The 14,420-nt window shown below is 63.8% G+C and carries 15 protein-coding genes; 3 read left to right on the top strand and 12 right to left on the bottom strand.

All coding sequences use genetic code 11. The features are described from left to right. Window positions 1–74: 74 nt before the first annotated feature. The 11 genes from I5M_RS24125 to I5M_RS24075 form a co-directional block, all read right to left on the bottom strand. Entirely contained in the window at window positions 75–968 is an 894-nt protein-coding gene (locus tag I5M_RS24125) for a glutamine amidotransferase family protein (RefSeq protein ID WP_022723740.1), read from the bottom strand. 206 nt (window positions 969–1,174) lie between these two features. Next, the gene (locus I5M_RS24120; RefSeq protein ID WP_244432087.1) at window positions 1,175–1,822 is read right to left on the bottom strand and encodes a tetratricopeptide repeat protein; all 648 of its coding nucleotides are present in this window, start codon (window positions 1,820–1,822) and stop codon (window positions 1,175–1,177) included. A 9-nt stretch (window positions 1,823–1,831) separates the two neighbouring features. Then, a complete protein-coding gene (locus tag I5M_RS24115; RefSeq protein WP_022723738.1) occupies window positions 1,832–2,137 on the bottom strand; it encodes a hypothetical protein in 306 nt (101 codons plus the stop codon). A 12-nt stretch (window positions 2,138–2,149) separates the two neighbouring features. After that, the gene (locus I5M_RS30545) at window positions 2,150–3,184 is read right to left on the bottom strand and encodes a hypothetical protein (RefSeq protein WP_022723737.1); all 1,035 of its coding nucleotides are present in this window, start codon (window positions 3,182–3,184) and stop codon (window positions 2,150–2,152) included. Window positions 3,185–3,254: 70 nt separating this feature from the next. Then, complete coding sequence (locus I5M_RS24105; protein WP_031337423.1) at window positions 3,255–5,654, bottom strand: N,N-dimethylformamidase beta subunit family domain-containing protein; 2,400 nt, start codon at window positions 5,652–5,654, stop codon at window positions 3,255–3,257. A gap of 37 nt (window positions 5,655–5,691) precedes the next feature. Next, complete coding sequence (locus tag I5M_RS24100; RefSeq protein ID WP_022723735.1) at window positions 5,692–6,132, bottom strand: hypothetical protein; 441 nt, start codon at window positions 6,130–6,132, stop codon at window positions 5,692–5,694. 18 nt (window positions 6,133–6,150) lie between these two features. Further along, complete coding sequence (urtE, locus tag I5M_RS24095) at window positions 6,151–6,849, bottom strand: urea ABC transporter ATP-binding subunit UrtE (RefSeq protein ID WP_022723734.1); 699 nt, start codon at window positions 6,847–6,849, stop codon at window positions 6,151–6,153. Between the two features lie 2 nt (window positions 6,850–6,851). Further along, entirely contained in the window at window positions 6,852–7,592 is a 741-nt protein-coding gene (gene urtD, locus I5M_RS24090; RefSeq protein WP_022723733.1) for an urea ABC transporter ATP-binding protein UrtD, read from the bottom strand. Between the two features lie 7 nt (window positions 7,593–7,599). Beyond that, entirely contained in the window at window positions 7,600–8,706 is a 1,107-nt protein-coding gene (urtC, locus tag I5M_RS24085; protein ID WP_022723732.1) for an urea ABC transporter permease subunit UrtC, read from the bottom strand. A 25-nt stretch (window positions 8,707–8,731) separates the two neighbouring features. Further along, entirely contained in the window at window positions 8,732–9,634 is a 903-nt protein-coding gene (gene urtB, locus I5M_RS24080) for an urea ABC transporter permease subunit UrtB (RefSeq protein ID WP_022723731.1), read from the bottom strand. A 73-nt stretch (window positions 9,635–9,707) separates the two neighbouring features. After that, window positions 9,708–10,997 carry a transporter substrate-binding protein gene (locus tag I5M_RS24075; protein ID WP_040771877.1) on the bottom strand — a complete coding sequence of 430 codons (1,290 nt, stop codon included), beginning with the start codon at window positions 10,995–10,997 and terminating at the stop codon, window positions 9,708–9,710. A gap of 315 nt (window positions 10,998–11,312) precedes the next feature. On the opposite strand from I5M_RS24075, the gene I5M_RS24070 reads away from it, so the two are divergent. Continuing rightward, window positions 11,313–11,975, top strand: coding sequence for a helix-turn-helix domain-containing protein (locus I5M_RS24070; protein WP_022723729.1), 663 nt, complete (start codon window positions 11,313–11,315; stop codon window positions 11,973–11,975). 60 nt (window positions 11,976–12,035) lie between these two features. Here I5M_RS24070 and I5M_RS24065 read toward each other — a convergent pair whose 3' ends face one another. Continuing rightward, window positions 12,036–13,022 (bottom strand): GlxA family transcriptional regulator, encoded by a 987-nt coding sequence (locus tag I5M_RS24065; protein ID WP_022723728.1) that lies wholly within the window; start codon window positions 13,020–13,022, stop codon window positions 12,036–12,038. 59 nt (window positions 13,023–13,081) lie between these two features. Here I5M_RS24065 and I5M_RS24060 point away from each other — a divergent pair, with 59 nt between their 5' ends. Further along, window positions 13,082–14,332: a sarcosine oxidase subunit beta family protein gene (locus tag I5M_RS24060; protein ID WP_031337419.1), complete on the top strand. Its 1,251-nt coding sequence runs from the start codon at window positions 13,082–13,084 to the stop codon at window positions 14,330–14,332. Between the two features lie 9 nt (window positions 14,333–14,341). After that, a partial coding sequence (locus I5M_RS34475; RefSeq protein ID WP_040771876.1) for a sarcosine oxidase subunit delta occupies window positions 14,342–14,420 on the top strand: 79 nt, incomplete at its 3' end.

The raw sequence follows: 14,420 nt of genomic DNA, 5'->3' as shown, positions 1-14,420 counted from the left end.
ACCTTCACCGAGCTGATGCAGCGCCTGATTGAGCGCGCGCAGGCCGGTTGCCGCCAGATCGATCGTCGGCATGATCAGCGCTCCCAGAAATACACGGTGGCCGGCTCGGGCTCCCAGACCCGGGCGTTGTCGATGCCGGGCAGACCGACCAGCGCCCGATACTCGGAGCCGAACGCGACGTACTGATCGGTCTCGGCGAGCACCGCCGGCTTGCAGGCGATTGGATCGCGTAGCACGCCGAATCCGTCACGGGTGCCGACCACGAAAGTGTAGAAGCCGTCCAGCTCGCTGAGGCTCTTCTGCAGAGCGTCGCCGAGGCTCAACCCGTCGGACATCTGCGCCGTCAGATACGCCGCCGCCACCTCCGAGTCGTTTTCGGTCTCGAAGCTCATGCCCTTGTTCTTCAGCTCGCGGCGCAGGTTGTTGTGATTGGACAGCGAGCCGTTATGCACCAGGCACTGATCGCTGCCAGTCGAGAACGGATGCGCCCCCATCGTGGTCACCGCCGACTCGGTCGCCATGCGGGTGTGAGCGATGGCGTGGCTGCCTTTCATCCCCGACAGGCCGAACCGGTCGGCCACGTCGGTCGGATAGCCGACCTCTTTGTAGATCTCGATGCGATCACCGACGCCCATCACGCGCAGATGCGGATAGCGCTCGCGCAGCAGCTTGCGAGCCTTGTCGGCGAACGAGGCATCGAGCCGCAGCACCGCATGCGTATCGCGCACCGTCATCCCGACGTCGGTCGCAAGCGCTTCGGTCAGCGCATCGTCCAGACCGGCGAACGCCGAACTATCGGGCGATTGCAGCGTGATCTTGCAGAGTCCGCCTTCATCCGCCCCATAAACGGCGAAGCCCGCGCTATCCGGACCGCGATCGCACATCGTCGACAACATTTCGGCCATCAGCTTGCCCAGCTGAGGCTCCAGCGCTTTGTCTTTGATGAAGAGACCGACAATTCCGCACATCGATTGAACTCCCGCTTTGCGGATGAAGAGTATTGTTGAGAACTTGTATCAAGGCCCGTCCGCGACATCAATACCAATAAACTGTTTTTCCTGCCAAGAAACTTGCGACGCACACCTCTGCTCGGTGCATAGCTCTCCGGGGCCCGGCGCGATCCTCTGTGCCGGCCGTATCTGTTGGAAAATCCGGGGTTTTTGCCGCGGAGCGGTTACGCCGGGCTGGCTGCCTCGGCGCGCGCGCCAAGCCGTTCGGCGAGACGCCGGCTTCCATTTCGTTTCTCATCGGCGCTCATGGCGCGGACCAGTTCCTCGAGCTCGGCCATCGCCAGGCCGACGCCGTGCTGGGCCGCGGCACTCAGCCAGACGAACGCCTCGACACGATCGACCGGCGTGCCGAGACCCTTGGCGTAGCAGTAGCCAAGGCGCGCCTGCGAAGGATAATGACCGCCGACCGCAGCGCGGCGATACCATTCGACCGCTTGCGCCATGTCGACATCGACGCCCTGCCCCTTGGTCAGCAGCACTGCGTAGTTGAACTGGCCGAGCGCATCGCCCTGCTCGGCGGCCTGGCGAAACCACGCAGCCGCCTTGACCGGATCGGCCGCGACGCCCTCACCCTTCGCATACATCGCCCCGACATTGTTGGCGGCCAGCGCATTGCCCTTTTGGGCCGCGCGGAGATAAAGATCAAAGGCGCGCACCATGTCGCGGTCGGCGCCGAGCCCATTGGCGAACAGCGATCCCAGCCAGGCTTCCGCCTCGGCATCGCCTTCGTCGGCGAGCGGCTGCCAGATTTCCATCGCCTTCTGGTAATCGCGTTCCAGAAACGCAGCTTCTCCATCGGCAGCGGTCGGCATCGGCATCTCCTATGGACGGGTGTGCGGGGCGATCTTGAACAAATAGACGCAGTCGACATCATCGGAGGCGTCGTCCGGTGCGGCGCCCGCCGTCTTGAGATGCCCGGTGAAATAATCGTAGACGGTCCGCGCCGCGCGATGAGTCAGCAGCTGTTTGTAGAGCCACGGATCCTGATCGGACTGAACGCCGTGGTGATCGAACAGGGCCTCTTTCGGAGCCGCCGACAGACCGACGTACCAATTGCCGAAGGTCGGGTCGAATTCCTTGATGTAGGCGAGAAACTCGTACTTGACCTGCTGAACGCTGAACACCATTGGCCGATCCCGTCAGGCACGCATCAAGGGTGCGTTCCAATAGGAGGCATGGAGCCTCCCGATGCGCTCGACCAACGCTTGGTTGAACTCCCAGCCGGCCCGGCTCGTCTCGGTCGGCTCGGCCGCGAGCGCGGCCTCGACTTCGGCCTGACGCGTCGTCGCCTTGGCCACCGCGAGCTTGAGCAGCGGCGCAAACCGCGTCAGCGCTGCGTCGTAACTGACGGCCGGCAGATCCGAGCGCACGAAGAACGACAGTCGCCACAGCGCCTGATCCATCGCGGTCGGCTGCAGCACGATAGCCAGGATCGCACTGCGCGATCGGATCAGCACCAGATTGGGGAAGTGCCAGCGCGCGGTGACGTGATTGATCGCGCCGCCGCCCGCTTCCGCCGACCGCGCGGCATCGACTAGCGCGGCACCGGCGATCTTCCAATTGGCGCGATGCTCCTGCCAGTGTCCGGCGACTCTGATGAAGTCGTTATCCCATTCGGGCTCGGCGGCGTGCCATTCGACCTCGAGCGTGGGATCGATATTGGCGAAGATCAACGGGCCACAGGTTTTGATCCGCACCGGCAACAGCCGCTCCGGAATGGCGCCGAGAAACTGCCCCATCTGCGGGGTCATTTCCATCAGGTTCTCGCCGCCGATCACCTCGCGATCGCGACTGTAGCCGCACGAGGTGTAGGAACATTTGGTTTTCTTGCCGGTGCGGCACTGCGCCGGCACCGCGCGGCAGCCACCGTGCTGAGCTTTGTTGAAGCGGCCGACCAGCGATCCATCAGGCTGGCGCTGCACGTGAATGGCGTGATGACCGATCGTGTAGGGCAACAGATCCAGGGCATTCGGAATTTCTGGCGCCGTTCCGATGCAGACCCAGTCTCGCGTCCAGATCTTCTCGTCTTCGAGACGCTGAAACACTTCCGAGGTGTAGGCCCGTCGCGGCAGCATCGTCGCTAGACCGAACCGCGCCGTCGCGGTCGTGTAGCGGCCGAGATCGAGGAAGTCGACGCCTTCGTCGATATAGACGGCATCCGGATGAGCGAGCATGACGCACCTCGGTGACAGGAGAAGGTGGCGCCGGATGCCCCCGGCGCCACCCCTTTAGGCGCGCGCGTGGCTACTTGCGCGCCTTGTTCATCGGCTGGTCGTAGTCGGCGCGGCCGCGATGCACGATCGCCGCCGGCTCCGGCATCGGCAGCGGTCCGTCCTTCATAAAGCGATTGAGGACGTTGCCGACCAGGGTCGAGATGTTGTTGTCGCCGTTGTTCCAGGGCAGCGAGCCGCAGAACGCGATCGACGAGAAGGCGAAGGCCGCACCACCGTTCGGCGTCTCGTGATAGGCGATGTCGGAGCGCACGCGCGGATGCTGGGTGCCGTCGAGGCCCTGCTGGTTGAAGCCGTAGTCTTCCATGACCAGCAGATAGCCTTCGGTGTGGCGGCCGGCCGAGGTCGCCACCACCAGCGTGTGCGGCGGGCTGCCCAGCATGGTGTCGACGATGTCGAGCTCGGTGCCGGCGGCGCCGCCGCCGACCAGGCCGAAATTGCCGAGCTTCTCGTCGTAATTGATGCCCTCGAACGCCCACGACACGCGCGCGTCGTTACTCTCGGGCGTCCGCGAGTAGTAGGTCGAGATGTCGAAGCCTTCCGACGACATGCCGGTGCCGGCGATGGTGTGGAGATAACGGCCGCGGAACCGCCACATGCCGCCGAGTTCACCGGTGCCCTGGTGATAGTATTCGCCAGGATCGGCGCGCCACGTGCGGATGCCGCTTTCGCAGCGACGCATCTCGGTGACGATGCCGCGGCCCTGCTTGTCGTAAGCCGGGTGATACGAATGCACCCAATACCAGCCATCGGCGCCCATATACATGAAGCGGCCGCCACGCTGCATGTAGTTGTGTAGCGCGTCGAGCTGCGGGCCGCTGTTGTGTTCCGGATGCGAGCCCGAGATGACGACGTTATAATTCTCCAGCCGGGCGAGACCGTCATAGGTGACGTCCTCGTCGGTGATCACGTCGTATTCGTAGCCCTTCTTCTCCAGCCAGTAGATCATGTGCAGGTCGGCCGGATACTGCCACGGCGCCTGCGCCAGGAAGTGGTCGTATTTCGGCCGGATGCTCAGGATCGGACGCAACCGCGACGACAGGCACAGGCCCGAGCCGTCGGTGTGGGTGTCGTAAATCGATCCACCGTATTCGCGATGCTCCGACAGGAACATGTTCTGCTGCTGCATGATCGGCACGCGGTACACCAGGAGCTCGGCGCCGCCGGCGTTGTTGGCGAGGTGCTCGTTGGCGTAGGCCATGTAGCTGATGGTCGGCACCATGAAGGCGATCTTCGCCGTCTCTTCACCGACACGAGGCACTACCCAGAACGGGATGTAGTCCTCGTCGCCGTCCTTGGTGGTCAGCTTGGCGGCGTAGAACTTGCTGCTGGTGCCCTTCGGCACGCTCCATTCGAAGCTGACCTGCCAGCGCGCGTCGTCGATGTCGTCGTCGTGGAAGTGGATGGCGCCGTACTGCTCGGGCGCGCCCTTCCAGTCGAAGATCTGGCCTTCCCAGTTGTAGCCGGTCATCGCCCGCGTCGGGCAATTGACGATGGTGGCATGGAACAGATACGGGCCCTTGTCCTTGCCGATCAGCGTGTTGATGCCGTCGCCGAAGTCCCAGGACGCGACGATGGCTTCGGACAGCTTGCCGGTCGGGCCGGAGTTGCGCCGCTCGCTCAGGCCGGGCTGGGCGCCGAGCTTCATGGTCTCGATCTCGAGCCGCGACAGCGCGCGATTGCAGATGCGCGGACTGTCGATCTTGCCGTTGTAGTGGCCCTTGATCAGCACGCCTTGCGGCACCGACGCCTTGGCGAGCGGCGAGTCGGTGACCGAGCCGCAATAGCCGGCGATCACCGTCGGCGAACCGGCGACATAGGCCAGCTTGGTCGACAGCTTCTTGCTGACCGGCGGAATCTCGGGGTCGAGCGCATAGACCACCTGCGGCTCGTGATACAGCACGGCCTCGCCGGTCGCAGCGTCGAAGCTGGCGGCGACGAAATGCCATGCATGATCGCGCAGCGGCGCGCCGGTCGTGATCACCTGATCGTTGACGCGGAATTCGACGCAACCGTCTTCATTGATGAACAGGCCATAGCCCTTGCCGTCGCACCATTTGGTGACGAGGCCCTGGGCGCCGTGCTTCCAGTATTTCGGATGCGTTTTCGGCGTGGTCGGCCAGATCCAGCACTGCAGCGTCACGCTTTCCACGCAGAACTGCGGCTTGTCGACCACAAAGCCATAGGAGCCGCTGTAGATCTCCTGCTTCACGCCCTTGTAGGTGCCGTTGATGGCGGCGTCGATCTTCTCTTCGATGAAGCCGGGGCCGCGCGGATTGGTGTCGGCGTGGATCATCTTGACGATCTCGGCCTGATACTCGGACGGACCGTCGCAATTGACGTAGAACTTGATGGTATCGCCCGGATGCACGCTGAACTTGTCGGCGTATCCGGTCATCTTCATCCAACTCATCGGGCTACCCTTATCCTCGGCGCTTCGCTGGCGTTTCTCAGGTCACGGTCCACATGTCGTCACGACGCTTCCAGCCTTCGCGGAAGTGCTCGGGGAAGCCGTCCGTTTCCGGATATTCCTCGAGCCGCATCAGGAAGATGTCGTGCTGCGGATCTTGTTCGTTGTCGTAAACCTTGTCGGTAACGAACTCCGGCGGCACGCCGCGGATGCCAGACAGACGCGCGATGCGCCATTCCTTCTCGACTTTGGTACACACCACCACCAGCTTGCCCTTGGCCGGCGCGGCGCGCATCCGCAGCAGCACGCGGTTGAGCTGAAAGTCCTCGTGGATGCCGCCCGTCACGACGGTGGTGTCGCCCGGCGTCGCGCATTTCAGCACGCTGTTGCCGGCGACGCCTTTCATGGAGTCGATGCACTCCTTGTGTTCCTTGATCATGCGCTTCGCATCATCTGTGGACGGCCGTGGAATCGGAATCATCGGTCAGCTCCTTGGGAATCAGATGGTGAGGTACTTGTGGATGATGTCTTCGGTCAGCTCAGGCATCGGGCCACTGGCGACGACGCGACCGTTGTCGACCATCAGGAACGCGTCACCGAGCCGCTTGGCGACACGGATATGCTGTTCGGTGAGCAGCAGCGTGATGCCGAGTTCGCGGTTGAGCGTCCGCAGCGTCTCGCCGATCTCGTGGACGATGTTGGGCTGGATGCCTTCGGTCGGTTCGTCGAGCAGCAGGATCTTGGGGTCGACCGCGAGCGCACGCGCGATCGCGAGCTGCTGTTTTTGACCGCCGGACAGGAGGCCTGCCCGGCGGTCGAGATTCGCCTTCAGATAGGGGAACATCCGAAGGCAGACTTCGGGAATCTCCGGCCGGCCGTCGTGGCGTGCGAAGGTGCCCAGCAGGATGTTTTCCCGAACGGTGAACTCCGACAGGATGCCGCGGCCCTGCGGCACGTAGCCGATGCCGAGCTTGGCGCGCTGATGCGTCGGCGCGCCCGAAATTTTCTCGCCCGCGATGGTGATGTCGCCGGTCGAACGATCGGTGAGCCCCATGATGGTACGCATCAGCGTGGTCTTGCCGACGCCGTTACGCCCCAGCACGCAGAGGCACTTGCCCTGCTCGATGCCGAACGAGAAATCCCGCAGGATCGATGTCTTGCCGTAATACGACGTGACGTTGTCCATCGCGAGCAGCATGGTCAGTCCTCCGCGTCGCCGAGATAGACTTCACGGACGCGCTCATTGGCTTCGATCTCGCCGATCGAGCCCTGCGCCAGCAGGCTGCCCATGTGCATCACCGTGACGACGTCGGCGATCTGCTTGACGAACGCCATGTCGTGCTCGACTACGACCAGCGAATGAGTCTTCTTCAACCGGTTGAAGATCTCCGCGGTCTTCTCGATCTCCTGCTCGGTCATGCCGGCGACCGGCTCGTCGAACAGCAGCAGCCGCGGGTCCTGCATCAACACCATGCCGATCTCGAGCCACTGGGTCTCGCCGTGCGACAGAATGCCGGCCTCGGTGTTGAGCCGCGGCCCGAGCCCGGTCAGCGCCAGCACTTCCTCGAGCTTGGCGGCGAACACCGGCTCGCGGAAGCGGAAGAAGTTTTTCACCGGGTTGGTACTACGACTGCAGGCGACTTCGAGATTCTGCTTGACGGTGAGATCCCGGAACACCGCCGGCACCTGGAATTTGCGGCCGATGCCACGGCGCGCGATCTCGTGCTCGTCGAGACCGGTGATGTCTTCGTCGCAGAACATGATCTGACCCGAAGTCGGCTTCTGCCGACCGGTGATCAGGTCCATCGTGGTGGTCTTGCCGGCTCCGTTCGGACCGACGAGACAGCACAGAGTCTGCTCGACCAGTTCGATGCTGAACTGATTGATCACCGTGACGGTGTCGAACGATTTGCAGAGGTCGCGGATTTCGAAGAAGCCCATCGTCGCCTCACTCGCCCGGTTGCGGCAGCATCTGCTGCGCCGGCACGCTGCCGCCGTTGTCGTGTCCGCGCTTGCGGCCCAGCCGGCCGAGCGCGCTCTCGACCAGGCCGATCAGGCCCTTGGGCAGGAAGCGCACGACCAGGATGAAGAAGGCGCCGAGGATCAGCAGCCAGGTATTGAGGAAGGCGTCGCCCAGATAGCTCTGCGCGCCCTGGATCAGGAAGGCGCCGAAGATCGCGCCCATCAGCGACATGCGGCCGCCGATCCCGGCCCAGATCACCATCGACAGGCTGAAGGTGGTGTCGAACTGCGCGGGCGAGACGTACTGAGTGAGTGTCACCCACAGGCAGCCCGCGACCGCGGCAAAGAAGCCCGAGATGGTATAGATCGCGGTCTCGTAGCCGGCGACGCTGTAGCCGAGGAAGCGGACGCGCTCGGCGTCGTTTCGGATCGCCTGCACGACCAGGCCGAACCGGCTCAGCGTCATCAGCTTGGCCACGACGGTCGCGACCACCAGCAGCCCCAGCACGGTCCAGTAGGCGGTCGGACTGTAGGGATCGAGCGTGAACTCGCCGAGATGCAGCGGAGCCGGCGGCGTGATGCCGTTGACGCCGTTGGTATAGGGCTGCATGTCGAGGATCAGCGTGCCCCATGCGCTCAGCATCGCCAGCGTCATGATGGCGAAGAACGGGCCCGATACGCGGGCGCGGAACATCAGGCCGCCGAATACCAGACAGAACAACGTCGGCACCACCAGCGCCAGCACCATGCCGACACCGGTGTTGGCGAATGGCTTCCACAGCAGCGGCAGATGATCGAGGCTGTTGTTGAGCATGAAGGGCGGCATCGGGTTCGACGCGTCCTGCGACTGCATCTGCATGGTCATCGCCATGCCGTACGCGCCGAGGCCGAACGCAATGCCCTGGCCGAGATTGAGGATACCGCCGAAGCCCCAGCACAGGCTGATCGACAGCGCCAACATGCCGTACACGCCGTAGGTCGAGAGCTGATTGAGCAGGAAGTTGTCGTCGACCACCAGCGGCACGGCGGCCAGAAACAAATAGAACACCAGGTAGGCGAGCCACTGGGCGCGGACGTTGTGATAGAGGTTCATGGCGCTGTCCTTCCAGATCCCGCCCTCACCGGCGTTTCGCCGACGGCGCGAACAGGCCTTGCGGCCTGATCCGCAGGAACACCACGATCAGCACGAACAGGACGAAGCGCGCGAAGGTGTCGTTGGTGAAGTAGGCGAAGATCGACTGCAGCTCGCCGGTGGCGCCGCCCGCCGCGACGCTGCCGGCGAGCGTGCCGCCCCCCACCACGACCACGAGGAAAGCCTGAACCACGTAGGCCGCTCCCATGGTCGGCAGCACGATATTGAGAACGCCGAACAACGATCCTGCGAGCCCCGCCAGACCGGCGCCGAGCGCGAAAGTCAGCATGTAGACGCGGTCGGCGTTGACGCCGAACGACGCCGCCATTTCCTTGTCCTGCATCACGGCGCGAACCTGGACGCCGAACCGCGTCCGGTAGAACAGCGCCCACAACGCCACTGTCGCGGCGATCGTCACCAGCAGCACGACGACGCGGAACACCGAGATGTTGATGAAGGCGAACTGGATGTTGCTCGAGAAGGCGGGCGGCACGGCGATGTATTTCGGGTCGCTGCCGAACAGCAGGCGTACGCCCTGCATCAGCACTAGCGACACGCCGAAGGTGGCGAGCAGCGTGTCGAGGGGTCTCTTATAGAGATAGCGGATCAGGCCGCGTTCGATGATCAGGCCGACCGCGGCGACGATCAGGAACGACGCCGGCACGCACAGCGCGAACGGCAGGCCGAAAGAACTCTGCAACATGTAGGAGCTGTAGGCGCCGAGCATGATGAACTCGCCGTGCGCCATGTTGATCACGCCGGCTGCACCGTAGATGATGGTCAGCCCGAGTGCCGCGATCAGCCAGATGCTGGCGATGCTGATGCCGAGGATCAGGGCGTTGATGAACGCGCTAAGGTCGAACGACGTGAAGAAGGATCCGGCCGTCATGCTTCGCTCCGCCGCGGTTGCAGGCAGGTGACGGCGCCGGAGACCGGCGCCGCCAATCGATTGGTGTGAAGGTTCAGATGACGTTCTTGCGGATCTTGCCGTCGGGGGCCTTGAGGCCGTCCGCCATGCACTTGCCCGCGTCCGGATAGATCGAGTACGGATCCGGCGCCACGTGTTCGGCCGCAGCCTTGACGATCTTGAACGAACCGTCGGCCTGGCACTGGCCGATCTTCGGCTTCAGCCAGGTGTTGAAGTTCTGATCGTCGATCCAGATCAGTCCTTCGGGCGAAACGGCGTCCTCGACCTTGATGCCGCCCGAGACGTCGCGGATCGCACGCGGTGTCACCGCCTCCAGACCCACCTTCGCGATGGCCTTCTCGAGGCCCGCCTTGAACACGTAGGCGGAGGTGTAGGTCTCTTCCATGTTGTAGTGCGTCGAGCCGTTCTTGCCGTATTTGCTCTTCAGGAAGCTCTCGACGAACTTGTGGTTGGTCGGGTTGTCCAATGCCTGGAAGTACGGCGCGGACAGGAAGTGGCCGGCGCCGAATTCGTTGCCCATCGCCTTGGTCTCGATCTCACCGGTGGTCAGCGAGGCGATCGGCATCGAGTCGACCTTGAAGCCCTCCTGCTTGAACTGCTTGTGGAAGGCGATGTCCGACGCGCCGACCACGGTGGAGAAGATGAAGTTCGGCTTGGCTTCGCGGATCTTGTTCAGCACCGGGCCGAACTCCGAGCTGCCGAGCGGAATGTACTCCTCACCGAGCAGTTCGCCGCCGGCCTGCTGCAGCCAGACCTTGGCGTTCTTGTTGGATTCCTTCGGCCACACGTAGTTGGAACCGACGAAGAACACCTTCTTGCCGAACTGCTGGACCATGAACGGAATCAGGTCCTTGGAATGCTGGTTGGCGAGCGGCCCCGTACAGATCGTGTTCTGCGTGCACTCCGCGCCTTCGTAGCAGGTCGGATAATAGAGCAGATGGTTCTGCGACATCACGGTCGGCAGGATCGCCTTGCGGCTCGCCGAAGTGTAGCAGCCGAAGATCGAGATCACCCGGTCGCGCAGGATCAGTTCCTTGGTCTTTTCCGAGTAGACGTTGAAGTCCGACTTGGCGTCGACGATCACGGGCTCGACCTGCATTCCGGCGATGCCGCCGGCCTTGTTGATTTCGTCGATCGCGTACTGCATCACCAGGGTTGAATCTTCCTCGGGTACAGCGAGGCCGCCGGTGAGCGAGAACAGGAGGCCGACTTTGATCGGCTTGCCCTTCTGCAACCAGGACTGTGCACCCCAGGCCTGGTTGATATTCTTGACGAAGCCATAGGGAGCGGCGATGCCGGCCGCCGCACCCAACGCAACTTTCATGAAGTCTCGACGATTAGTCCGCATCGCACCCTCTCTGGTGACTTTCGTTAGACGAAATCTATTTTCCGTAGAGTACGAAGGTGCGATTGTTTCTCAAGAGTAAACAATATGCATTGGTAGTCACCCGATGAGCAATGCGCTGCCGTCGCAATTAGCAGCGTCACCGCGTCTGCCTGAGAATTCCGCTCGGCCGCCGTTTTCGAGGCAGTATTCGCTTGAGGATCGCGCAGCCGCGTTCTTGTGCGACCGGAACGATTGAGCTGTTATGATTTCGGCCGTGGCGTGCTAGGCGAGAACAAAATCAGGAGCCGTTCCATGAAAAGAAAAGCCGCGCCGCGCCCGCTCGAAACATCAACAGATGCAGGCGATTACCGCACTGGGTCGAATGCCCCGACAGACAATAATCGCAGCCTCGAACGCGCCCTCGGCGCCAAGATCCGAGACACGCGGCGCGAGCAGGACCTGTCGGTGCTGGACCTTGCCAGCGCGGCGAATATCTCGGCCGGGATGTTGTCGAAGATCGAAAACGGGCAGATTTCGCCGTCTTTATCGACACTTCAGTCGATCGCCAACGCGCTGGCGGTGCCGCTCAGCTTGCTGTTCGCGGCCTCCGAGGAGCGGCGCGACTGCTCGTTCGTGCGCGCCAAACAGGGCGTGGTGATCGAGCGCCGCGGAACCAAGGTCGGCCACGTCTATCAGCTGCTTGGCCACATCAATAGCGAAGACCTGGTGGTCGAGCCTTATTTCATTACGCTGAAAGAAGAAGCCGACGCTCACACCGGCTTCCAGCACGCCGGCACCGAATTCATCTACATGCTGACCGGCGAGGTGATCTATCGCCACGGCGACAAGAGCTATCGGCTACGGCCCGGCGACTCGATGCTGTTCGATTCCGGTGCGCTGCACGGGCCGGAGGTGCTGGTGAAGCGGCCGATGACTTATTTGTCGATCATCGTCTATCCGCGCCGCGCCCGATAGCGCGAAGGCCAGATGCTGACTTTCCTGTCAAGAAACTGACCGACCGCGACGGCGACGGCGCTATTCGGCCTGGCGCTCCTGCCGCGGCGGCAATCCGAACTGACGGTGATAGGCGCGCGAGAAGCCGGCCGCGTTGGCGAAGCCGGTCGCGAGCGCGACCTCGCCGACCGGCATGGTGGTCTGCCGCAGCAGCACCCGGGCGCGCTCGAGCCTGATCCGGACATAATGGCGGACGATGGTGCTGCGCAGATGCGCGGCGAACAGCCGCTCGAGCTGGCGCACCGACAGGCCGGCGGCTGCAGCCAGCCGCGCGCGCGACACTGGCGTTTCGACGTTCTGCTCCATGCGCGACAATGTCGACACCAGCCCTGCGTGGTGAACGCCGTAGCGCTCGACCGGCGACAGCCGCTGCGCCGCCTCGCCGCGCCGCACGTCGGTCTGGAGAAACCAGTCGCTCACCGCAGCGGCCAGTGCCGGCCCATGATCCAGCCGGATCAGCGCGTGCATCATGTCTAGCGCCGCGATGCCGCCGGCGCAGGTGAAGCGGTCGCGATCGATCTCGAACAGGGTGTGGCTCAGGCGCGGAAACGGAAACGTCTCGGTAAAGGCCGGGATGTGCTCCCAATGCAGCGTGCAGCGGTAGCCGTCGAGCAGCCCCGCCTGGGCCAGCAGATACGGCCCCGCCGACACGCCGCCGAGGCGGACGCCATGCCGGGCCATGCGGCGCAGGAACGCCAAGGTCGGGGCGTGGCGGAACGTCTGCGGATTGCCGCCAGCGCAGACCAGGATCAGATCGAGCCGGCCGGCGTCGCGTAATTCGACGTCGGCTTCGATGCGCACACCATTGGACGCGGTCACGCCGGTGCCCTGCATGGCGATGTGGCGCCAGCGATATAAAGGAGTGCCGGCCAACACGTTGGCGGCGCGGAGCGGTTCGATGGCGGAGGCGTAAGACATCAGCGCGAAGCCGGGGATCAGCAGAAAGCCGACTCGAAGCGGTCGCTGGGCTTTGTCGCTCAGAGACAATTTTTGGTCGTTTTTAGCCATGCGGCGTTTTGATAACAGCGCATGCTGCGCCCGACAAGCTGATCCAAACGGTGCTGCCGATGCGCTACTCGCTGTTCGCCCTCGCCCGCGAGGCCCTTCGCGGCCATCGCGGCTGGCAACCGGTCTGGCGCGACGCCGAGCCGCGCCGGCATTACGACGTGATCATCGTCGGAGGCGGCGGCCACGGCCTCGCCACCGCCTATTATCTCGCCAAGACCCACGGCATTCGCAACGTCGCCGTGCTCGAGAAGGGCTGGATCGGCTCCGGCAACGCCGGCCGCAACACCACCATCATCCGCTCCAACTACCTGCTGCCCGGCAATCAGCCGTTCTATGAATTGTCGATGCAGCTCTGGGAAGGGCTGGAGCAGGATCTGAACTACAACGCGATGGTCAGCCAGCGCGGCGTGCTCAATTTGTTTCATTCCGACGCCCAGCGCGACGCCTACGCCCGCCGCGGCAACGCGATGCTGCTGTCGGGCGCCGACGCCGAACTGCTCGACGCGGACGAGGTCCGGCGGATGATGCCGCTGATGGACTTCGACAATGCGCGGTTTCCGATCAAGGGCGGCCTACTGCAGCGCCGGGGCGGCACAGCGCGTCACGACGCCGTGGTGTGGGGCTATGCGCGCGGCGCCAGCGATCTCGGCGTCGACATCATTCAGAACTGCGAGGTCACCGGCTTCGTCCGCGAGGGCGACCGCGTTGTCGGCGTCGAGACCAGCCGCGGTTCGATCGGCTGCGGCCGGGTCGGCCTCGCGGTCGCCGGCAGTTCGTCGCGGGTCGCCAAGATGCTGGGGCTGAGGCTGCCGATCGAAAGTCACCTGCTCCAGGCGATGGTGTCCGAGGGCATCAAGCCGCTGATCCCGGGGGTCGTCACCTTCGGCGCCGGACACTTCTATATCAGCCAATCGGACAAAGGCGGCCTGGTGTTCGGCGGCGATATCGACGGCTACAACTCTTACGCCCAGCGCGGCAACCTGCCGGTGATCGAGGATGTCTGCGAAGGCGGCATGGCGCTGATGCCGGTGATCGGCCGCGTGCGCATGCTGCGGACCTGGGCCGGACTGGTCGACATGTCGATGGACGGCTCGCCGATCATCGATCAGGCGCCGATCGACGGCGTCTATCTCAACGCCGGCTGGTGCTACGGCGGCTTCAAGGCGACTCCGGCATCAGGCCTGTGCTTCGCTCATCTGATCGCCCGCGATCAGAGCCATCCGGTCGCCACCGAGCTGCGGCTCGACCGCTTCGCGGCCGGTCACCTGATCGACGAAAAGGGCCGCGGCGCCCAGCCCAATCTCCATTGAGAAGCGACGATGCGGATCAAGTGCCCCTATTGCGGTGAGCGCGACCTCAGCGAGTTCACCTATCTCGGCGACCCGGTCGCGCGTCCCG

It is taken from the genome of Rhodopseudomonas sp. B29 (assembly GCF_000333455.1).
Taxonomy (GTDB): Bacteria; Pseudomonadota; Alphaproteobacteria; order Rhizobiales; family Xanthobacteraceae; genus Rhodopseudomonas.
Note: the sequence above shows the minus strand (reverse complement) of the source record. Positions and strands in the feature narration are given on the sequence as shown.